This is a genomic window from Streptomyces sp. NPDC058307, assembly GCF_042880295.1.
GTDB lineage: Bacteria > Actinomycetota > Actinomycetes > Streptomycetales > Streptomycetaceae > Streptomyces.
This window is the reverse complement of the sequence record NZ_JBHVYZ010000004.1, coordinates 106753-127318: the sequence shown is the minus strand read 5'-3', so window position 1 is coordinate 127318 and position 20566 is coordinate 106753. Positions and strand designations below refer to the sequence as shown.

The 20566-nt window shown below is 71.2% G+C and carries 18 protein-coding genes and 1 pseudogene; 14 read left to right on the top strand and 5 right to left on the bottom strand.

Annotation, left to right across the window (positions count from 1 at the left end; translation table 11 throughout):
• Together ACFVYN_RS04900 and ACFVYN_RS04895 are read left to right on the top strand one after the other, a co-directional pair.
• Positions 1–171, top strand: a pseudogene (locus ACFVYN_RS04900) (class II glutamine amidotransferase); the annotation flags it as partial.
• Between the two features lie 28 nt (positions 172–199).
• On the top strand, positions 200–2923 hold the full coding sequence (locus ACFVYN_RS04895; RefSeq protein WP_389992568.1) for a LuxR C-terminal-related transcriptional regulator: 2724 nt from the start codon (positions 200–202) through the stop codon (positions 2921–2923).
• 106 nt (positions 2924–3029) lie between these two features.
• Here the strand turns inward: ACFVYN_RS04895 and ACFVYN_RS04890 are convergent, their stop codons facing one another.
• Positions 3030–3851, bottom strand: a complete 822-nt coding sequence (locus ACFVYN_RS04890) for a hypothetical protein (RefSeq protein ID WP_389992566.1) — start codon at positions 3849–3851, stop codon at positions 3030–3032.
• Between the two features lie 281 nt (positions 3852–4132).
• On the opposite strand from ACFVYN_RS04890, the gene ACFVYN_RS04885 reads away from it, so the two are divergent.
• The 7 genes from ACFVYN_RS04885 to ACFVYN_RS04855 all read left to right on the top strand — a co-directional run bounded on the left by ACFVYN_RS04885 (position 4133) and on the right by ACFVYN_RS04855 (position 8227).
• Positions 4133–4672: a hypothetical protein gene (locus tag ACFVYN_RS04885; RefSeq protein WP_389992563.1), complete on the top strand. Its 540-nt coding sequence runs from the start codon at positions 4133–4135 to the stop codon at positions 4670–4672.
• 20 nt (positions 4673–4692) lie between these two features.
• A complete protein-coding gene (locus ACFVYN_RS04880) occupies positions 4693–4890 on the top strand; it encodes a hypothetical protein (protein WP_389992561.1) in 198 nt (65 codons plus the stop codon).
• Positions 4891–5342: 452 nt separating this feature from the next.
• Complete coding sequence (locus tag ACFVYN_RS04875; RefSeq protein WP_389992558.1) at positions 5343–6017, top strand: HdeD family acid-resistance protein; 675 nt, start codon at positions 5343–5345, stop codon at positions 6015–6017.
• Positions 6014–6307: a hypothetical protein gene (locus ACFVYN_RS04870; RefSeq protein ID WP_389992555.1), complete on the top strand. Its 294-nt coding sequence runs from the start codon at positions 6014–6016 to the stop codon at positions 6305–6307. The genes ACFVYN_RS04875 and ACFVYN_RS04870 overlap by 4 nt, the downstream gene beginning before the upstream one ends.
• A 50-nt stretch (positions 6308–6357) precedes the next feature.
• Positions 6358–7173, top strand: coding sequence for a YhjD/YihY/BrkB family envelope integrity protein (locus ACFVYN_RS04865; RefSeq protein WP_389992553.1), 816 nt, complete (start codon positions 6358–6360; stop codon positions 7171–7173).
• Positions 7174–7252: 79 nt separating this feature from the next.
• The gene (locus ACFVYN_RS04860; protein ID WP_389992551.1) at positions 7253–7681 is read left to right on the top strand and encodes an SHOCT domain-containing protein; all 429 of its coding nucleotides are present in this window, start codon (positions 7253–7255) and stop codon (positions 7679–7681) included.
• Positions 7682–7711: 30 nt separating this feature from the next.
• Complete coding sequence (locus ACFVYN_RS04855) at positions 7712–8227, top strand: hypothetical protein (protein ID WP_389992549.1); 516 nt, start codon at positions 7712–7714, stop codon at positions 8225–8227.
• Positions 8228–9114: 887 nt separating this feature from the next.
• On the opposite strand, the gene ACFVYN_RS04850 is transcribed toward ACFVYN_RS04855, so the two are convergent.
• The 4 genes from ACFVYN_RS04850 to helR form a co-directional block, all read right to left on the bottom strand.
• On the bottom strand, positions 9115–9483 hold the full coding sequence (locus tag ACFVYN_RS04850) for an amphi-Trp domain-containing protein (RefSeq protein ID WP_389992546.1): 369 nt from the start codon (positions 9481–9483) through the stop codon (positions 9115–9117).
• 30 nt (positions 9484–9513) lie between these two features.
• A complete protein-coding gene (locus ACFVYN_RS04845; protein WP_389992543.1) occupies positions 9514–10998 on the bottom strand; it encodes an MFS transporter in 1485 nt (494 codons plus the stop codon).
• Positions 10946–12871, bottom strand: coding sequence for a glycoside hydrolase family 15 protein (locus ACFVYN_RS04840; protein WP_389992540.1), 1926 nt, complete (start codon positions 12869–12871; stop codon positions 10946–10948). The genes ACFVYN_RS04845 and ACFVYN_RS04840 overlap by 53 nt, the downstream gene beginning before the upstream one ends.
• Before the next feature lie 425 nt (positions 12872–13296).
• On the bottom strand, positions 13297–15474 hold the full coding sequence (gene helR, locus ACFVYN_RS04835; protein WP_389992537.1) for an RNA polymerase recycling motor ATPase HelR: 2178 nt from the start codon (positions 15472–15474) through the stop codon (positions 13297–13299).
• Between the two features lie 471 nt (positions 15475–15945).
• On the opposite strand from helR, the gene ACFVYN_RS04830 reads away from it, so the two are divergent.
• From ACFVYN_RS04830 to ACFVYN_RS04810, 5 genes are all read left to right on the top strand, one after another.
• Complete coding sequence (locus ACFVYN_RS04830; protein ID WP_389992841.1) at positions 15946–16881, top strand: glycoside hydrolase family 11 protein; 936 nt, start codon at positions 15946–15948, stop codon at positions 16879–16881.
• A 97-nt stretch (positions 16882–16978) separates the two neighbouring features.
• Positions 16979–17980 (top strand): polysaccharide deacetylase family protein, encoded by a 1002-nt coding sequence (locus ACFVYN_RS04825; RefSeq protein ID WP_389992534.1) that lies wholly within the window; start codon positions 16979–16981, stop codon positions 17978–17980.
• A gap of 207 nt (positions 17981–18187) precedes the next feature.
• Complete coding sequence (locus ACFVYN_RS04820; protein WP_389992532.1) at positions 18188–19111, top strand: N-acetylmuramoyl-L-alanine amidase; 924 nt, start codon at positions 18188–18190, stop codon at positions 19109–19111.
• 50 nt (positions 19112–19161) lie between these two features.
• Positions 19162–19593 carry a hypothetical protein gene (locus tag ACFVYN_RS04815; protein ID WP_389992529.1) on the top strand — a complete coding sequence of 144 codons (432 nt, stop codon included), beginning with the start codon at positions 19162–19164 and terminating at the stop codon, positions 19591–19593.
• A 343-nt stretch (positions 19594–19936) separates the two neighbouring features.
• Positions 19937–20440, top strand: coding sequence for a glutathione peroxidase (locus ACFVYN_RS04810; protein WP_389992527.1), 504 nt, complete (start codon positions 19937–19939; stop codon positions 20438–20440).
• Positions 20441–20566: the final 126 nt, after the last annotated feature.

The following is a 20566-nucleotide window of genomic DNA, read 5'->3' as shown; positions in this document are numbered from 1 at the left end:
TTTCTGCGGGACGTCTCCGACGAGACCCGCCTCGTCGTGTCCGAACCGCTGGGCGCCCTTTCCGGCGCCTGGAACGAGGTGCCGGAGAGCAGCTACGGCGTCATCCAGCCCGGTGATGACACCCTCCACGCTTTCCGGCCCGCCCTGCCGGCCGACTGGGTCCTGACCTGAGCAGCACGCCTCAGCACACCTCACAGGGATGGTGAGCGCGGTGGCCGAGCCCTATGGGAACGCCGGAGAAGCGGCGTTCCCGATCGTTCCGGCGGTTCCGTACGCCGACCCGCTGGGAGACCCGTTCCTGCGCACCCGGTTCGCCCTCCCCGCGCGGCCCGACACCTTCCTGCGGCGGCAGCGGCTCCTCGACCACCTCGACCAGGCTCTCGGGACGCCGTTGACCCTGCTCAACGGGGTGGCCGGGGCCGGCAAGACCCTGCTGGCGGCGGACTGGGCCGACGGGCTGCGGCGACCGGCGACCGACGGACTGCCGCCGCCGGTCGCCTGGCTCACCGTGGAGTCCGGGGACCGGCGTCCGGGGGTGTTCTGGGCGTACGTCCTTCAGGCGCTGCGCGCTTGTGGTGCGCTGGCGGCCGACGGGATCGGGACTCCGGCGGACGCGAGCGAAGTGGACCAGAAGCGACTGGCCGCGCTCGCCGCCGAACTGAACGCCCGCGACCGGCCCGTGGTCCTCGTGCTCGACGAGTACGACCGGGTGACCGCTCCGGAGGTCGCGGAGCAACTGGAGTTCGTCCTGCACCACGCCGGGCGGGGGCTGCGCCTCGTCATCGTCGCCCGCACCGAACCGCTGCTCCCGCTGCACCGTTACCGGGCGTCCGAGGAGCTGACGGAGATCCGCACCGTCGAGCTCGCCTTCACTGCGGACGAGGCGGTCACGCTTCTCGAGCTGCACGGTCTGAGCCTTCCGCGCTCCGCCGCCGGTGCCCTGGTGGACCGTACCCGCGGCTGGGCCGCCGGCCTGCGTCTGTCGGCCCTGGCCGCTCGGGAGAGTGCCGACCCGGAGCTGTATCTGAAGGAGTTCGAGGCGGACCGCAGTACGGTCGCGGACTTCCTGCTGGCCGAGGTTCTCAAGGGACAGCCGGAGGAGACGCAGGACCTGCTGCTGCGCGTCAGCGTCCTGGACCGTTTCTGTCCCGATCTGGCCGACGCGCTGACCCTGCGGGCCGATGCCGGACCCGTTCTCGCCGGGCTGCACCGCGACAACGCGTTCGTCGAGCACCTCGGGCACTCCTGGTACCAGCTCCACCCGTTGTTCGGGGAGATCCTCCGGGTCCACCTGCGCGAGCGCCTGCCCGGCGTGGAGCCGGAACTCCACCGGCGGGCCGCGCACTGGCTGCGCGGTTCCGGACACCTGCCGGAGACGCTCGTCCACGGCGCCGCCGCGGGCGACTGGGAGTTCACCGCCAGTGCCTTCATCGACGACCTGGCGATCGGACAGCTCTTCGACGGGCTGTACTCGGGTGACCTGGACCGGCTGTTCTCACGGATGGGGCCGGAAGCCCGGAGTCCGGCGACGGACCTCGTACGCGCGGCCCACGACCTGTCCCGGCGCGACCTGGACCGTGGTCTGCCCCGACTGCGCCGCGCCGGGAAGCAGCTCGCCGCCGACGACGCGCCCGGCCTGGCGCCCGCCCAGCTGAGCTGTGCGCTCCTGGAGGCGCTGGCCGCCCGGCTGACCGGATGTCCGCCACGGGCTGAGTCGGCCGCCGAGTCGGCCGCCGGGCTCCGGCCGGACGTACCGTCGCAGCTCCTGGACAAACACCCCGAGATCTCCGCTCTGCTGCTGACGCATCTGGGGTCGGCGCGCCTGTGGGCCGGGCGTTTCGAGGATGCGCGCACCGCCTTCACCACCGTCCTTGGCATGCCCGGAGCAGCGTCCACCCTGCTGCCCCGGGAGGAGTCGATGGCGCACCTGGCCCTGCTCGACTATCTGAACGGCTGGCCCGCCCGGGCGGAGCGCAAGGCTCTGGCGGCGGTGTCCGAGACGGAGCGCTTCGGCTTGTCCCAGCCGCCGGGTTCGGGCATCGAGACGCTGGTCCTGGCGGCCGTGGCCGTCGACCGTGACGAGCTGGACCGGGCCCAGGTCCTCCTCGACGATGCGGCCGTCCCGTCGGGAGCCCGTGACCCGGTGCCGTCGGCGGGACGAGCCCTCGCCACCGCCCGTCTGCTGCTGGCCAGAGGCCGGGTGCGAGCCGCCGTCGAGGCGGCGGAGCCGGCCGTCTGCGCCGCGGTGGTCTCGCCCTGGGCGACAAGCCATGAGGCGCTCATCGCGTCCGCCGCTCACCTGGCCGAAGGGCGGGCGGACGAAGCAGCCGAGGTACTCCAGGGCGTGTCCGGCGACCAGCCGGCGTGTGTGGTGGAGGCCGCGGCGATCCAGCTCGCCGCCGGGCGTACCGACACGGCCCTCGGCCTGCTCGACGACATCCACACGCAAGGCGGCACGGGTCCGGCGGTGACCGTGCGGGCCGCGCTGGTGAGGGCTCAGGCCGCGGCGGGGGCGGGAGACACCGTCTCCGCCCGCAGACTCGTGGCACAGGCGCTCCTCGACGCCCGCCGCGAGCGGCTGCGGCGTCCGTTCCTGGAGGCCGGAGCGTGGATCCGGCCTCTTCTGGCCACGGCTCCGCTGGACGAGCTGGCCGGCGGCTGGCTCACGCCCCGTGCGCCAGGACGAGGGGAACAGCCCGCCCCCGGGGCGCCGCCCTCGCCGCTTGTCGCGGTGGAGTTGAGCGGACGTGAGTGCGACGTCCTGGAGCGGCTGTCCCGGATGATGTCCACGGAGGAGATCGCCGCCGACCTCTACGTGTCGGTGAACACGGTGAAGACCCACCTCAAGAGCGTGTACCGGAAGATGGCGGTGAACCGGCGCAGCGACGCGGTGCGCCGCGCCCGCGAACTCGGGCTGCTGTGAACGCGCGGGTTGCGCGGCGCGGTCATCTCAGGAGGGCCGGCGCAGGACACACATCTCAGGACACACATCTCAGGACGGCCGGCTCAGGACGGCCGGCTCAGGACGGTCAATGGCGCCGGTGGCGGCGCCAGTACCAGAGCGCGCCCACCGCTGCGGACGCCGCGGCCAGGACGATGCCGAGGACCGGCCACCGGCTGTCGGCGATGCGCAGGCCGGTCAGAAAGGTCACGGCGGTCAGGACGAGCGGAACGAGGAGGGAGAGGAGCGCGCGGAGCGCGGCCGCGATCACTTCCGGTTCGAGGCGGGAGGTCCGGTGGCGCGAGACGGGTGCGGTGTCGGCGAAGTAGTAGGCGAGGACACGCTCTGCCAGGCGGGCGTCGGTGCGCCGGTAGGTCATGGCCATGTACGGGAGCCAGACGAGGGGGGCGACCAGTCCGACCACGAGGACCACGCCGAGGAGCAGCCACCGCCAGGCCTGGACGGCCACCCGGCGTACACGTCGGCCCGCGTCGTGGTCCCCCCTGCCCGGCGTGAGCAGGCCGAGGAGGTGGGCCATGCGCAGGGTGACCTCCCACAGGGCCACCCACCGCTTCCAGCGCGTGAGCGGGCCGGCGGCGCGCCCGGTGCGGGTGAGCGCGTGCTGTGCCTGCCGGGTGTCCTCGTACGCGCCCTGCAGGACGAGGAGTTCCGCGGCGCGGGTGTCCGCCGTGGGGTCGCGGCCGTCGAGGGCGGCCAGCTCCAGGACCGTGCGGGCCTGGCGGAGCAGCGCGGCACAGAACGCGAGGGGAATGAGGACGAGGAACGGGCCGCCCACGAGGGCGCCCTCCGCTACGACGGTCGTGTGGCCGCGGGCGATCACCCGGGCCCGGAGTTCCGCATCCGTGGCGGTGGGGTGATCGCGCCGTAGTGCGGCGATCGCTCCGGGCACGGCCGGGCCGACGCTGCGGACAGCGAAGTCGGCGAGGAGTTCGGGGAGGTGTCCGGGATCCCTGACGACCGACGCCAGCAGCGAGCGCTCGGGGGAGGGCTGTTGATGGTTGATGGTCGATTGTCCCCCTTTTCGGACTCGTCTTCATGCGGCCGACGGCCTCGTCGGGGACGGAACCGACCCGTCCTCTCCCCCGTGGCGGGTGAGGCACAGGGCGTGCGCTTCGGATGCGATGGGAAGGTCGGCGGAGTTCGACCAGCCGAGTCCGGAAGGAGCCACCGGTGCCGAGTACCAGAACCGGAACGAGGACCGGCCCGGCCACGGCCCGTGCGGAGCGACGTGCCGAGCACCGGGCCCGCGCGGACTACACGGGCGGTGTCTACGGTTCCATGCTGGCGGCCTCCGTGGTGATCGGCGCCGGCTCGCTGGGCAAGTTCCCGCGCACCGAGCTGGTGCTGCTGCTGTTGCTCACCGGCGTGGTGTTCTGGCTCGCGCATGTGCACGCCCAGTTGTTCGGGGCGCGCCTGGCGCAACGGACTCCCGACCGCCGGGTCGTGCTCAACGCGTGCCGTGACGAGTGGCCGATCGTCAACGCCGCCGTCCCGCCGGCCGCCGCGGTGGCCGTCAGCCCGCTCCTGGGCATGGAGGTCCGCAGCGCCCTCTGGCTGGCTCTCTGCGTCGCCGTGGCCGGGCAGGTGGGCTGGTCCGTGGCCGCGGCCCGCCGCGCCGGTGCCGCACCTCGCCTCATGGCCGCCACCGCCGCGATCAACCTGCTGCTCGGTCTGCTGATCATCTCCTTCAAGATCTTCCTGAAACACTGAGTGAGGACAGAGGACAGCTCGTGCGCTACGAGATCCGGGTCGAGGGACACCTGTCGGAAACGCTGGCCCAGGCCTTTCCGGAGCTGGGCCATGTGGTGATGTCCGGCCAGACCGTCCTGTTCGGCCGCGTCGTGGACGAAGCGCACCTGTACGGACTGCTGGCTCGCTGCCAGTCTCTGGGCCTGCGCGTCCTGGAGATGCGGCAGCTGCCGGAGTGAGGGCACCGGTTCGTACGGCGGCTCGGAGCCGCTCGGCCGTGAGCCGGCCGGAGCGGTGGGCGGTCCACGGTGCCTCGAAGTCCCGCTCGTTCTGGTCGGCGTAGGACTGGGCGAACTCGGAGAGCGCGGCGGTGAGAGGCCGGCGGCGATGAGTACCGCGCGGGCGACGGCGACGACGGCCGCGCTCCGGCGGGGGCGGAGCCGCCTGCGCTGCCACTCGGCGTCCGGCCCGGATCGGGGGCGTTCCGTCCCGGTGGCCGCAGAAACCTGACGGGCCGGCTTCGGGAGTTCTGACCTCGCCGCCCCTGCTGCGTCGCCGGATCACCCGTGGTGGGTGACCCCGACGCCGGGTGACAGGCGGACCCTGGAGCCGTCAGGTGCTCGTGCACCAGCCGCTCACACACCCCCGTCGGCGGTCCGGAAGGGGCCGTTCGATCACGCGAGGAGGAGCCATGACCACGCCGCGTCATTCGGCACCGCGCACCGGGCAGGTACCCGAGCCGGGCGGGACGGCCTCCGGCCCGATGGACGACTCCGCGCAGGTCCTCGGTCAGGTCGGCCGTTCCTGGACCTGGCTCCTGGCCTCGGCCGTCGCGACCCTCGTGCTGGGCGTCCTGGTACTGGTCTGGCCGGATGCGACGCTGCACGTCCTGGCGGTCCTCATCGGTCTGCACCTGCTGGTGACCGGCGCCTTCCGGTTCGTGGACGTCTTCGCACACGAGGGGCACGAACGGTTCCCGGGGCTGCTCGTGTCCGTGCTGTACGTCCTCGCCGGCGTGCTGTGCCTGCGGAATCCGCTGCAGACGATCACCGCGCTCTCACTGATCGTCGGGGTCGTCTGGCTGGTGTCCGGCATCCTCGTCCTCTACACCGCCGTGGCCTCGGAAAACCTGCCCCACCGTGGCGCCTTCCTGGGCATCGCGGTGCTCGCCGTCGTCGCGGGGATCGTGGTGCTCGCCCTGCCGGCCGAGTCGGCCCACGCCCTGACCCGGCTGCTCGGCCTGTGGCTCGTCCTGCTCGGCCTGGGCGAGGCGGTGGCCGCCCTCGCGTGGCGGGCCGCGTCCGGGACGACCCATCGCGCTCCCTCCGCCGAGACGGACCTGACGGACCTGACGCCGCACTCATGAACCCGGTCGCGACCCCCCACTCCCCCGGCGCCTCGACCTCGCGCCCCGCCCGCGCCGGAGCGCACACCGGAATCGCCGGACGCCGTCTCACGGACCACCGGGCATGGACCACCGGTGGTCTCGGCGCGGCCGGCGCACCGGCGCTGATGCTGGCGCCGGTGCTGGCGCTGGTGTTGCGGAACCACCCCGCCGTGGGAACGGTGGCACGCGTCGCGGGCCTCGTGGCGGCGATCCTCTCGGCCGCCGCCGGACCGGCCGCGAGGCACACGGACCGGACGGCGGCCCCGTGAGCCAGGGCCGGGAAACCCGGCCCGTCCCGGCGTCCCCCAGGCACACGGCGGTGGAACGGGGCCTGGCGATCCTGCGGTCCGGTCCACTGGCCCGGCTGCTTCTCCGCCTGTCGGCGCTCAACGTCGTCGAGGGCGCCGTACGGCTGGCCGCGCAGGCTTTCATCACCGCGCTCCCGCTGCTGATGACCGTCGCGGCGTTCGCCCCCGAAGGGGTGCAGGACCTGCTGACCGACTCCCTCCGCGCGGTGCTGGGGGTGCGGGGCGACACGCTCGACGAGGTACGCGCCGCCTTCTCCGCCACCGGCACCACACAGGATGCCGCCGGAGCCGTGGGCGTGGTGGTGACGCTCGCGTCGGCCACGGCCTTCAGCCGGGCGCTGCAAGCGGTCTGCGAGCGGTGCTGGCACCTGCCCCGGACACCGTTGCGGGCCGCGTTCTGGCGCTGGCTGCTCTGGCTGCTCGTGTGGCTGGGCGTCCTCCTGGTCCAGGCACCGGTGCGCGACGGATTCGGCGGCGGCGCGGTGACCGGATGGGTGCTGTCCCTCCTGTCGGCGACGCTCCTGTGGTGGTGGTCCCAGCACCTGCTGCTGGGCGGCCGGATCGGCTGGCGGAACCTGCTGCCCGGAGCGGTGCTGGCGGGCACGGGCACGGTCGCACTGAGCTGGGCCGCCGGCCTGTTCGTACCCGCGGCCATGGAGCGCAGTCTGCGGGAGTTCGGTCCGCTGGGGCCCGTCTTCACGTTCGTGTCCTGGCTGATCGCCGTGTTCCTGGTGGCCGTCTCGGGCCTCGCCCTCGGCGAGTACGTCGCCTCCACCGACTGGTACCGGACAGCGGCTGTCCCCCGCAGCCTCACCCGCGTCGGGTGAGGCATCCGGCCCCGGCCGTGCCCACGCTGGAGACAGCACCCAAGGGCGGCCGGGCGAGCGCCCGGAACGGAGTAGAGACATGAGCGCACAGACGTATCTGGCGTACGACTATCCCCTGCTGAGCGTCTTCTGGAGCATGCTCGTCTTCTTCCTGTGGATCATGTGGTTCGTCCTGCTCTTCCGCGTCGTCGTCGACATCTTCCGCGACGACGAGATGAGCGGCTGGGCCAAGGCCGGCTGGCTGGTGTTCACCATCGTGCTGCCCTTCCTGGGCGTCTTCGTCTACGTGATCGCCCGCGGCAAGAACATGGGCCGCCGGGAGATATCCCAGGCGCGCGCACAGCAGAAGGCCTTCGACGACCACATCAGGGAGACCGCGGGCGCACAGAGCCGGCCCAGCAGCATCGACGAACTCGCCAAGCTGTCCGAGATCCGCGCCCGCGGGGACATCTCGGAGGACGAGTTCCGCAGGGCCAAGGAACTGGTCCTGACCGGTCACGGTCACTGAGCATCCGCACACCAGGAATCGAGGAGCAAGATGACCGCCACACACACCCGGCCGGCTCACACGGCGAAGCAGGAATGGGCGAGCGGCCTGACCGCCTTCGCGGCCGTGATGCTCTTCCTCGTCGGCCTGCTCGACATCTTCCGGGGCATCATGGCCATCGCCCATGACGACATCTTCGTCACGACGCGCCAGTACGTGTTCGAGTTCGACCTGACCGGCTGGGGCTGGGTGCATCTCGCTCTGGGCGTGGTCGCCGTGATCGTCAGCATGGGCCTGCTCAGGACGGCGACCTGGGCGCGCGTCACGGGGGTGGCCATCGCCGGACTCGTCATCATCGCCAACTTCCTCTCGCTGCCGTACTACCCGGTGTGGTCGGTCGTGATGATCGCGCTCTCGGGCTTCATCATCTGGGCCCTGTGCGTGGTCGAGCGCGGCAACGTCTTCGACCTGTCGGAGGACCGCCCGCTGTCCGAGGAGCGCCCGCGGTCCGAGGAGCGCCCGCGGTCCGAGGAGCACCACTCCTACGGGATGCGGCCGCCGGCCTAGGGGACCGGGAAGAGCGAGCCCGACCGTGCGGACGGACGCGGGACGGGCTCGCCTTGCCGCCTGGTCCGCGGAGCGTGCTGTGAGCGCTGGTCGGCATCGCCGGGCCGGCGCTCGCCGCCGTCGGGGATGCGTGGTGGGCCCTGGCGCACACCGGCGCGCTGCGAGCCCTCGGCGGCCCTGTCGGTGGCCGCGCCGCTCGCTGTCCCCGCCCTCTTCGGTGTCCCACGGACGAGCGGCCCGGGCCCTCGCCCTCGGACCGGCCGTCAGGCGACACACGTCCAACAGGTGGGCGCCCTTGCGGATCTTCTCCAGCTGGTCCGACTGGACGAGGACCAGCTGCTTGTCGACCTCGGGAATGTGGGCGGCCGGGGACAGCCCGGCGTCCACGAGTGCCTGTTTGACCTGGTCGACGGCTTCCCCGACGTCGAGAGGACCGTTCCCTCGTCCACACCGACAGCGCCACGGCCCTCACCGGTTCTCTGCCGTGCCGTCGACCGCGGTGTCGAGCTGGGGGCCCAGTCCCTTCACCGCCTGCGCGGCGCGGGGCGGTGACCCCTTCACCTGTAGCTACGCGGCGATCTCCGAGGCGGCTCGACCGCTGTCCACCCGCACATCCGCGGCAGGGGTGATCCGCTTGACCAGCGCTGTGTCCAGCACGATGTCGTGCACTCACACCGTGGGAAGGGCGACCGGCACGAGGAGGCAGGTGAGCACGATGAGGACCGCCGAGGCGGTCTGGCGCACGGCGGCTCGGGCGAGTTGGTCATGCGTGCGCCAGGGCTCCAGGGCTCCAGGGCTCCAGGGCTCATGGGGGACTGGCCTGCCTCCAGGTCCGCCACTTCCCCGCGATACGGCCCGCCCGGGTGGGCCATACGGGCGGGACGCGCTCAGGGCGTCTTGGCGGCCGAGCGCTTCGCGCCTCTGGTCCTGCTGCTGCCCGCACTGCTCCGAGCGGGACTGGCGGCCTCGTCCTTGCGCCCTGTGGCCTTCTCCGTGTCCGTCGCCGTCCGTGAGGGCGCTCTACGGGTCGGTGTGGTCGGCCACTTGAACTCGATCTCCAGCTCGATCTCGCCGTTGCCGATCTCGACCTCCACCTCACTGCGGAGGTTGTCCGGTATCCGCAGACTCAGCGTTCCGGGGCCGAGCTCCAGCTCGGCTTCCCCGCCCTCCCTCAACGCCGCTGCCAGGGCCGTGAGTTGGTCGGCCGCCTCAAGACGTGAGAGCGAGCGCTTCTGCTCGAACTTGAAGTCCTTCACGATGTCCCCAATCTCCGGAAAAGAACGCGACTACCGGTCCCTGGTCGACGCGGTACGCGTGGGCCGGCTGCCCGCGGAGGAACTGCCCGCGGCCTGACGGGGCAGAAGTGCCGCCGCGGCCAGGCCGCAGAGGCCGATGGCCGCCAGGGTGATCATGGCGACGGCGTAGGCGCCCTTGCTGAGACCGGCGACGAGGATGGTGCCGGCGATGGCCGTGCCGAAGGTCGAGCCGAGGTTGGACACGCTGCGGGAGAGGCCCGAGATCTCTCCCTGCTGTTCCTCGCCGAAGCTCGACTGGACGACGTTGACGGACGGGGTCAGCATCACGCCCAGGCCGAGTCCGATGAGCAGGAGGCCGGGGACGAAGGCCCAGGCGGTGGAGAAACTCCGGGCCAGGACGATCAGGACGACGACTCCGGCGACGGAGGCGGTGAAGCCCGTCATGACGAGCGTGCGCTGGGAGCGTCGTCGGGCCAGGCGCTCGGCGGACAGGGACGAGGCGAGCAGGCCGAGGGTGGCCGCGGTGAAGACCACCCCGGTCTCGACGGCGTCGTAGCCGCGGACGGTCTGCAGGTAGGTGGCCACCGTGAACGACGTGCCCATGAGCAGCAGCCACTGGACGTTCTGGGTGACGAGTCCGAGGTTGGACGTGCGGTTGCGGAAGAGGCTCAGGGACAGCAGCGGCTCCCGGCCGGAGGCTTCCTTGACGCGGACGGAGTGGAAGAACCACCAGAGCACGAGTGCTCCGGCGGCCAGCAGGCCGATCATGAGCCAGATGCTGTTGTCCGCGGCGAGGATGCCCATGACGACGAGGACGAGCCCGACGGCGGACAGGACCGCTCCTGCGGTGTCGAAGGAGCGGGTGGGATCGGGGGGCAGCGGGTCCTCCATGCGCCGGCTGAGCAGGACGATCACCACGATCACCAGGGCCTGGAAGACGAAGGCCGCGCGCCAGCTGATGGCGGTGGTGATGAGCCCGCCGATCAGGGGCCCCGCGGCGGCTCCGACACCCCCCAGTGCCATGACGAACCCGAACGCGCGGGCGCGGGAGGTGACGTCCGGGTGGAGGAGGGTGGTGAGGATGTAGACGGGCGGGATGAGCAGCGCGGTGCCGATGCCTTCGAGGATCGAGTTGCCGAGGATCAGGACGCCGAGGCCCGGCGCGGCGGCGCTGAGCACGGCGCCGACCGCGTAGACGACGAGACCGGTCAGGAAGCAGCGCTTGCGGCCGTAGCGGTCGGTGAGTTTGCCGCCGGGGATCATCAGCGCCGCCATCACGAGCAGAAACACGGTGATGACCACCTGGACGCCCTGGACCGTGGTGTCCAGGTCCCGGCTGATGTCGTTGATCATCACGCTCATGTTGGAACCGGCGAAGCTGCAGATGAACTGCGCCAGAGCGAGTGCGACGAGCGCGCGTCCGTATCGGGTCGGTGTCGGCCGCGCGGGCACGGCCGCCGGATCAGCCACGGGGGTCGCCCCCGTGGCCGGCCGTGCCGGGCACGGTGAGGCCATGGGTGGCCGGATGCCCGCGGTGGTGTCCGTTTCCTCCGTGCCGCGGACCGTTCCTGGCCTTGTCCAGTTCCTCGTCGAGCGCCATGGCCGCCGTGATCAGCGCGAGGTGGGTGAACGCCTGGGGGAAGTTGCCGAGTTGCTCGCCCGAGGGGCCGATCTCCTCGGCGAAGAGGCCGACGTGGTTGGCGTAGGTGAGCATCTTGTCGAAGGCGTGCCGGGCCTGGTTGAGCCTGCCGCTGCGGGCGAGGGCCTCGACGTAGAAGAAGCTGCACAGGTTGAAGGTGCCCTCGGAGCCGCGCAGGCCGTCGGGGGACGCCTTCGGGTCGTAGCGGTAGACGAGGCTGTCGCTGACCAGTTCCTCGTCCATGGCGTCCAGGGTGGTCAGCCAGTCCGGATCACGCGGTGAGACGAAGCCGACCCTGGCCATGAGCAGCAGTGACGCGTCCAGGACGTCGGTGTCGTAGTGCTGCACGAACGCCCGCCGCTTGTCGTCCCAGCCACGCTCGACGATCTGACGGAAGACCGTGTCCCGCGCGGCGGTCCAGCGGGCGACGTCGGCCGGGCGGGAGAACTCGGTGGCCGCGCGGACACCGCGGTCGAACGCCACCCACGTCATCAGCCGGCTGTAGGTGAAGTCCTGCCGGCCGCCCCGGGTCTCCCAGATCCCCTCGTCGGGCTGGTCCCAGTGCTCGGCGAGCCAGTCCAGGACGTCGCTCAGCGCCTTCCAGCCACGGATCGCACCGATGTCACCGCCCACGATGAGCGCGTCCGACGCCTCGCCGTAGATGTCGAGCTGGAGCTGGTCCGCCGCCGCGTTGCCCGCGCGGACCGGGCGGGATCCGAGGTAGCCCTCCAGGTGGTCCAGGGTCTCCTCGGTGAGGTGCGGATCGCCGTCGACCCGGTACATGATCTGCAGAGGGTCCGCCGTGGCCGAGGCCTTGTCCTCGATGCGGGCGCGCAGCCAGCGGCGGAAGGCGTTCGCCTCCTCCTGGAAGCCCAGGTCGATCAGTGCCCTGACGGACAGTGACGCGTCACGGATCCAGGTGTAGCGGTAGTCCCAGTTGCGCTCACCACCGATCTGTTCCGGCAGTCCCATCGTGGCGGCGGCGATGGGCGCACCCGAGGGGGCGTACGTGAGCAGCTTGAGCGTGATCGCCGAGCGGTTCACCATGTCCTGCCAGCGGCCCCGGTAGGTGCAGGACCGCAGCCACTCCTGCCAGAAGGAGCGGCAGGCCTCCAGCGTGTCGACGACCCCGTCGAGGGTGGGGCGCAGTGGGGCGGGATCGCCGCCTTTCGTGCTGGTCAGCACTACTGCGGCCGCCTCGCCGGCCGACAGGGTGAAGCGCGCGGTGACGTCGTTGCCGTCCGCGAGGAGCGCGACACCGGGGGTGGACTGCAGATGCAGGTCCGTCCCCGGGCCGTGGAAGAGCACGGAGTGATCGTCGGTCTGTGAGAGCCGGTGCGGGGCGCGGCCGTAGTCGAAGCGCGGCCGGCAGGTGAGGGCGAAGGGCAGACTGCCCCGGACGACCCGCACGACCCGCACCAGGCAGTGCGTTTCCGTGGGGGCCGAGGAGTCGATGGGCACCATGAAGTCGGCCACCTCGCCCACTCCGCCGGGCGCCATGAACCGGGTGACCAGGACGGCCGTGTCGGACAGATACAGCTGCCGTACGGTCATGCTGTCGCCGTCCGGGAACTCCGCGGCAAGTCTGCAGTGCCCGCCGCGTTCGCTGTCCAGCAGCGAGGCGAAGACACTGGGCGAGTCGAAACGGGGCGTGCACCACCAGTCGATGGTTCCGCCGGACGACACCAGAGCGGCGGTCTGGAGGTCGCCGACCATGCCGTGCTCCGCGACGGGCGGGTACCTGTCCACGAGAACCTCCCAGTTCGGGCAGGCATTGCCCGGCGGCCTGTCCACGCCGAGCGTTGCCCTCGCACCCAGCGTTCGCCGGTGCCACGGCCGCCGCCTCACCCGGCGCGGGTGAGAGCCGGGGTCCGCCGTGTTTCGTGAGCCCCGGCCCGGCGGGGGCGGGGCTCCGTCGTACTGGCTATGACGTCGTCGTACCGGCTATGACGTCAGGCAGTGCGATGTCGTGGTCGGGGGAAGGACGGCGCGGCTCGAAGCCCTGGCACCGCACCGGATCGGCGCCGTCTTCCGGGTGCCCGGGCCGTTCGGGATTCGCCGGTGGACGGTCTGCTGCGCAGGGTGCCGCTGTCGACCGTGCCCCGGAGACAGCCCGGGCGGGGCCGGTGCCGGTGCTGCCCGTGCCACCCGCGAGGCCATCACCGGGCTCACCCTTACCTGCTCGTGCCCGCTGCCGTCGCGCTGGTCGTCAGGACCACCAACCGCTGTGTCGCCCTGGTCATCGCCACGTACCGGTCCACCGCCCCCTCGACGCCCGCACCGAAGTTCTGCGGGTCCACGAGGATCACCAGGTCGAATTCGAGGCCCTTCGACAGGGCCGGGGTCAGGGAGCGGACCCGGGGGGTCGGCTCGAAGCCGGGGGCGCCGATGACGCAGGCGATGCCCTCGGGGTGGTCCGCGAGCCAGGTGTCCAGCAGCGCGGTCAGGTCCGTCACCGGGCCGTAGGTCACCGGAATGCCGGTGCTGCGGATCGACGTGGGGACGTTGGCGTCCGGGAGGGCGGCGCGGATGACCGGCTCGGCCTCCTTCATGATCTCTTCCGGGGTGCGGTAGTTGATGCTCAGGGAGGCCATGTTCACGCGGTCGAGGCCCACCCGCTCCAGCCTCTCCTGCCAGGACTCCGTGAACCCGTGCCTGGCCTGGGCGCGGTCGCCGACGATGGTGAAGCTGCGGGACGGGCAGCGCAGCAGCAGCATCTGCCACTCGGCGTCGGTCAGTTCCTGTGCCTCGTCCACGACGACGTGGGCGAACGGTCCGGCGAGCAGGTCCGGGTCGGCGATGTGCAGGGCGGCCTCGTCGACCAGCGCGTCGTGGAAGTCCTCGCCGCGGAGCATCGTCACCAGGCCCATGCCGTACTCGTCGTCGGCGACCGCGCTCAGGCTCTCCACGACCGTGGCCATGCGTTCGCGTTCGGCGGCGAGGGTGGTCTCGTTGCGGCGCCTGCGGCGGGAGATCTCCGGGTCGCCGAGCCGCTGCCGTGCCGCGTCCAGGAGCGGCAGGTCGGACACCGTCCAGGCCTGTCCGTCCGGGCGCTGCAGGGCCCGTACCTCGTCGCGGTCCAGCCAGGGGGCGCACATCCGCAGATAGGCCGGGACGGTCCACAGGTCCGAGACCAGGTCGGCCGCTTCCAGGAGCGGCCATGCCCGGTTGAACGCGGTGAGCAACTCCCTGTTCTGGCGCAGGGACTTGCGGAGGAGGGGTTCCGGGGCGTCGCCCTCGTGCTTGTCCACGAGGAGGGTGAGCAGTTCGTTCCAGACCTGGTCGCGGGCGTCGTTGTGCGGGGCGCCCTCCGCCGCGTCGAACGCCTCGGTCCAGTCGGCGGCGGTCAGCCGGATGTCGGACCAGTGGGTGGTGACGGTCATGCCCTCGGTGGGCGGCTCCTCGTAGAACCGGACGGCCGTCTCGATCGCCCGGACCAGCTCCGCCGAGGACTTCAGGCGGGCCACCTCCGGGTCGGTCTCGACCCCTGCCGTGGCTCCCTCGGCCACGAGGTCCCGCAGCACGCAGGTCTGCACGCCCTCCTCGCCGAGACTGGGCAGGACGTCGGAGACGTAGGCCAGGTAGGGCCGGTGCGGGCCGACGAACAGGACGCCCCCGCGGCGGTGTCCGAGGCGCGGGTCGGAGTGCAGGAGGTAGGCGGAGCGGTGCAGGGCGACGACGGTCTTGCCGGTGCCGGGGCCGCCGTCGACGACGAGCGCGCCGCGGGATCCCGCGCGGATGATGGCGTCCTGGTCGGCCTGGATGGTGCCGAGGACGTCCCGCATCCGCTCCGAGCGGTCGCTGCCCAGGCTGGCGATGAAGGCGGACTGGTCGTCGAGTGAGGCGTGGTGCCCGGCGAACCCGTCCTGGGCGAACACCTCGTCCCAGTAGTCGCCGATCCGGCCGTTCTTCCAGCGGTACCTGCGGCGGCTGGCCAGCCCCATCGGGCGGGCGTGGGTGGCCCCGAAGAACGGCTCGGCGGCGGGGGAACGCCAGTCGACGAGCAGTCTGCGGCCCTCGCTGTCGGTGAGGCCCAGTCGTCCGACGTACACCGGCTCCGGGTCGTCCGCGCCGACCATGTGCCCAAGACACAGGTCCAGGCCGAAGCGGCGCAGGGTGCGCAGCCGGGCGCTGAGGCGGTGGATCTCCGTGTCCCGGTCCATGGCCTCCTGGCCGATGCCGCCGGGCGCCCGGAGAGTGGCGGCGAGGGTGGCGGACAGTTCGGCGATCGTCTGCTCCAGGCATGCGGCGATGGCCGCGAAATGCCGTTCGTCGGCGGCGATCAGCGCGGGGGCGGCCTTGGCGGCGAGGCGGTCCGGGAGATCGAACACGCTCGTGGGCAGGGAATTCAAGTCAGCAGCTCCGGTTTCGGGTACGGCCGGTAAGTGTGCGCCCACCCCGGGGCCTTGCCGCAAGCCCCCCGGTACGCTATACGTTGAAAGTGGCAAGGAGTCGGCGACCTCCTTGCCGTTTCTGTTCTACGGACTGAATCACACAAACATCTGAGGGCGGCTCCCGGCGACCGGGGGCCGCCCTCAGGCGTTTTTGTACAGGGCAACGAACAGGTCAGCGATGGTCCGGAAAGAGCTCGAAACATTCGAAGAAGATGCTCGAACTATTTCGCTCGCCAACCCCAGATTCTCCTGTTGATTGATCCTCTTCCGCAGCTCACAGCCTGACGAACCTTTCGAATTATTTGTCGAAACTGTTGACAGTTGACAGGGGCAGACCAACACTCGCCGTTGACAAGTCAGCCTTGCGACGACGAGGAGGACACGCACATGAAAAACGCACTCGCACGGTTCCGGCTGGTGACCGGCAGCATGTGCACGATGCTGCTGGTGATCGCCGCGGCACTGGCACTGCCCGGTACCGCCAGCGCCGACACGGTCATCACGACGAACCAGACCGGAACCAACAACGGCTACTACTCGTTCTGGACGGACAGCCAGGGCACGGTGTCCATGAACCTGGGCTCCGGCGGCAACTACAGCACCTCGTGGAACAACACCGGCAACTTCGTGGCGGGGAAGGGCTGGAGCAACGGCGGGCGCCGCACCGTGACCTACTCGGGCAGCTTCAACCCGTCCGGCAACGCCTACCTGTCCCTCTACGGCTGGACGTCGAATCCGCTCGTGGAGTACTACATCGTCGACAACTGGGGCACCTACCGGCCCACCGGGACCTTCATGGGCACCGTCAACAGCGACGGCGGTACGTACGACATCTACAAGACGACGCGCTACAACGCCCCGTCCGTCGAGGGCAACAAGACCTTCGACCAGTACTGGAGCGTCCGGCAGTCCAGGCGCACCGGCGGGACCATCACCACGGGCAACCACTTCGACGCCTGGGCCCGGGCCGGGATGCGCCTCGGCAGCTTCAACTACTACATGATCCTCGCCACCGAGGGATACCAGAGCAGCGGCAACTCCAACATCACGGTGGACGGCGCCGGTTCGGGCGGTGGTGGCGGTGGCGGCGGTGGCGGCAGCAGTTGCTCCGCGACACTGTCCGCCGGCCAGCAGTGGAGCGACCGCTACAACCTCAACGTCGCCGTCACCGGATCCAGCAACTGGACCGTCACCCTGAACATCCCCTCCCCGGCGAAGGTCCTCTCCACCTGGAACGCCGGCACCACCTTCCCCAGCGCCCAGGTACTGACCGCCAAACCCAACGGCAGCGGCAACAACTGGGGCCTGACCATCCAGCACAACGGCAACTGGACCTGGCCCACAGCCTCCTGCACCGCGAGTTGACGCCCCAGGTCAGCCACACAGCACCCGCACCCGCACCCGCACCCGCCAAGCCGGAGGAGCATTCCTCATGAAAGCCGGAACGACCAAGCCCAGAACGATGAAAGCCAGAACCCACCTCTCCTTACTCGCCGCCGCCGCACTGGCCGCCGCCGGCACCCTCGCCGTCCACGACAGCACCCCGGCGCAGGCCGCCACCTGCAACGGCTATGTCGGGCTCACCTTCGACGACGGCCCGGGCAGCACCACCAACTCGCTGCTCAACGCGCTCAAGCAGAACGGCCTGCGGGCCACGATGTTCAACGAGGGCCAGTACGCGGCCGCCAACCCCGCCCTGGTCCGGGCCCAGGTCGACGCCGGCATGTGGGTCGGCAACCACAGCTACACCCACCCGCACCTCACCCAGCAGAGCCAGGCCACGGTCGACTCGGAGATCTCCCGCACCCAGCAGGCGATCGCCAACGCGGGCGGCGGCACACCGAAGCTGTTCCGGCCGCCGTACGGCGAGACCAACGCGACGGTGAAGGCCGTCGAGGCCAAGTACGGCCTCACCGAGATCATCTGGGACGTCGACTCGCAGGACTGGAACAACGCGAGCACCGACGCGATCGTCCAGGCGGTCGGCCGGCTCACCAACGGCCAGGTCGTCCTCATGCACGACTGGCCCGCCAACACGCTCGCCGCGATTCCGCGCATCGCGCAGACGCTCGCCGCCAAGGGCCTGTGCTCCGGCATGATCTCCCCGACGACCGGCCGCGCCGTCGCCCCCGACGGCGGCGGTGGGGGCGGAGGTGGCGGTGGCGGTGGCGGTGGCGGTGGCGGTGGCGGTGGCGGCAGCAGTTGTTCCGCGACGCTGTCCGCCGGCCAGCAGTGGAGCGACCGCTACAACCTCAACGTCGCCGTCACCGGATCCAGCAACTGGACCGTCACCCTGAACATCCCCTCCCCGGCGAAGGTCCTCTCCACCTGGAACGTCAACGCCACCTTCCCCAGCGCCCAGGTACTGACCGCCAAACCCAACGGCAGCGGCAACAACTGGGGCCTGACCATCCAGCACAACGGCAACTGGACCTGGCCCACGGTCTCCTGCACCGCGAGCTGACCCGGTGCGCGGCAGCCGAGCAAGTGGGCTGCCGCGCCCGACGCGGTCCCTGTTCGGCTGTGAATCCTGTGATTACCCCCGCGAGGCGCGAAGTTGCCGCAATCATGGGCAGCGGCACGTCCCACCGAGTGCCAACGGAACGTCAACTGACAACAACGAAGCGCTACTTGACGCCTTTTCGTCGCACACCCGGAGGGAATCGCAGCCATGGCCACACCCCTGTCCGCCGCGAAGATGCTCGCCGCGCTGAAGGCCGAGGGCCTCACCGTGCACGAGCACGCCGGCTGGAAGACCCACAACCGCGACGCGGCGTCCGGGAAGTCCTTCGGACCCGTCATCGGGGTGCTGATCCACCACACCGGCGGCCACAACGACAAGGAGCTCTGCTACAAGGGCAGATCCGACCTGCCGGGACCGCTGTGCCACGCCTGGCTCGGCAAGACCGCCGGACTGTGGATGATCGGCAACGGCCGTACCAACCACGCGGGTTACGCCGACATCGATGTCCTCAACGCGCTCCGCGACGAGAAGCCGCTCCCCCACGACGACGCGGCCAGTGCCGACGGCAACGACTGTCTGTACGGCCTGGAGATCGAGAACCTCGGCAAGAGCGGCGACCCCTACCCGACAGCGCAGTACCGGCAGGCCGTGCTGTGGGCGGCGGCGATCTGCCGGGCGCACGGCTGGAGCGAGAAGTCCGTCGCCGGGCACAAGGAGTGCCAGCCCGGGAAGATCGACCCGAGCTTCGACATGGACGACTTCCGGGCCGCCGTGAAGAAGCAGCTGGCCGCGGGGGCCGGCAAGCCGGAGCCGACGAAGCCCACGAAGCCGGGAAAGCCCCGCGTCGACCTGTCCCGGCTGGTCAAGGCCGCGAAGACCGACCCCGGGGCCAAGCAGGGCCACGTCAGCTACATGGCCGGCACCAACCTCACCGAGGCCGCCCTCGCCGAACTCGGCTATCTCTCCCGGAGTTACGCGGGCGACGGCTCCTTCGGCACCACCACCGTCGCCGCCTACGCCAAGTGGCAGCGCCACCTGGGCTACAGCGGCGCCGACGCCAACGGCATCCCGGGCAAGGTCTCGCTGGCGAAGCTGGGCGAGAAGACGGGACTGTTCACGGTCGTGGCCTGACTGCCGTCCGCCGCCTACCCGCCACCGACCCGCCACCGACCCGCCACCGGGTGCCGAGTTGCGGGTCGGCGCGGTCCCCGCGGTACTGGCTGTATCTGCCGAGCAGGACGAATGTCGCCAAGGTGGCCCTGGCCGTACGGCGACGCTCCGCTGCCGGAACGGAACAGCGGGTGTACGAGCGGGTGTACTACTACCTGGCCGACACGGTCCTGCGCCGCCGTGAGGGCGTCCCCGGCTACCGCCCGCCGGTGCCCGAGACGTACCTGAAGGACGTCAGGCATCGGTACGGCGACCCGGTCCCCCTCGCCTTCAACGGCCTGTCCGCCCACACTGACCATGCCGGTGGTGTGCAGGCCGAGCGTCTGGCCCTCGAGGTCGTCGGGGGTGAGCGACATCAGGCGTTCCTGGAGGACCAGGCTCGCGGCGAAGCCGACGGAGGCGACGGCGGCCGCCACGGCCGACAGCGCCACTGGGGGGCGTAGGAGATGCAGAGCGAATCGCCGCCCACGACCAGGCCGTTGGGGGCCGACAGGCCAGGTAGCCAGGCGGCGGGGGTGGGAGGTCCACAGGAGGGCCCTGGTGCGCCAGGTCGCGGAGAAGGACGGGCGGCCGGCCGAGCGCGGCGGGCGAGGCGTGAGGCCCACGTGGGTGACGAGGGCCGACGCCACGTGGCAGGCCGCCGCGAGGAGCAGGCAGAGGCGAGGGGTCCGGAGCGGCGGCGGGCGGGGTGGTCGGTGCTGTATGGGCGGCCGGCGGCCGGGGAGGTGCTGGTGAGGCAGCAGGGACCGGAGCCGGGGCTTCACCGGACGGAGTTAGCATCCGCTCATGACGACTACAGATGGTTCCTCTCCCCTCGACACCGAGATCGGAGCCCTCACGGGCGGCTCCGCAGACCTCGCCCAGTACGCCGGCAAGGCCGTCCTCATCGTGAACGTGGCCTCCAAGTGCGGGCTCACCCCGCAGTACAACGGCCTGGAGAAGCTCCAGGAGCGGTACGCGGAGCGCGGTTTCACCGTCCTCGGCGTGCCCTGCAACCAGTTCATGGGCCAGGAGCCCGGCAGCGCCGAGGAGATCGCGGAGTTCTGCTCGGCGACGTACGGCGTGACCTTCCCGCTGACCGAGAAGGCCGAGGTGAACGGGGAAGGGCGGCACGCGCTGTACGAGCGGCTCGTGGGCTTCGCGGACTCGGAGGGCCACGCGGGGGACATCCGCTGGAACTTCGAGAAGTTCCTGATCGGCCGGGACGGATCGGTTGTCGCGAGGTTCTCCCCGCAGACGGAGCCGGAGTCCGACGAGGTCGTCACCGCCGTGGAGGGCGCGCTGGCGTAGGCGGCCGCGGGTTCGTCGTGGCTGGTCGCGCAGTTCCCCGCGCCCCCAGAACGCGGTGGGGCCCCCAACGGCAGTCGGGCGGGGGGCGAGGCGCGCGGGCCCCCCCCCCCCAAGCGCCCCCCGGAC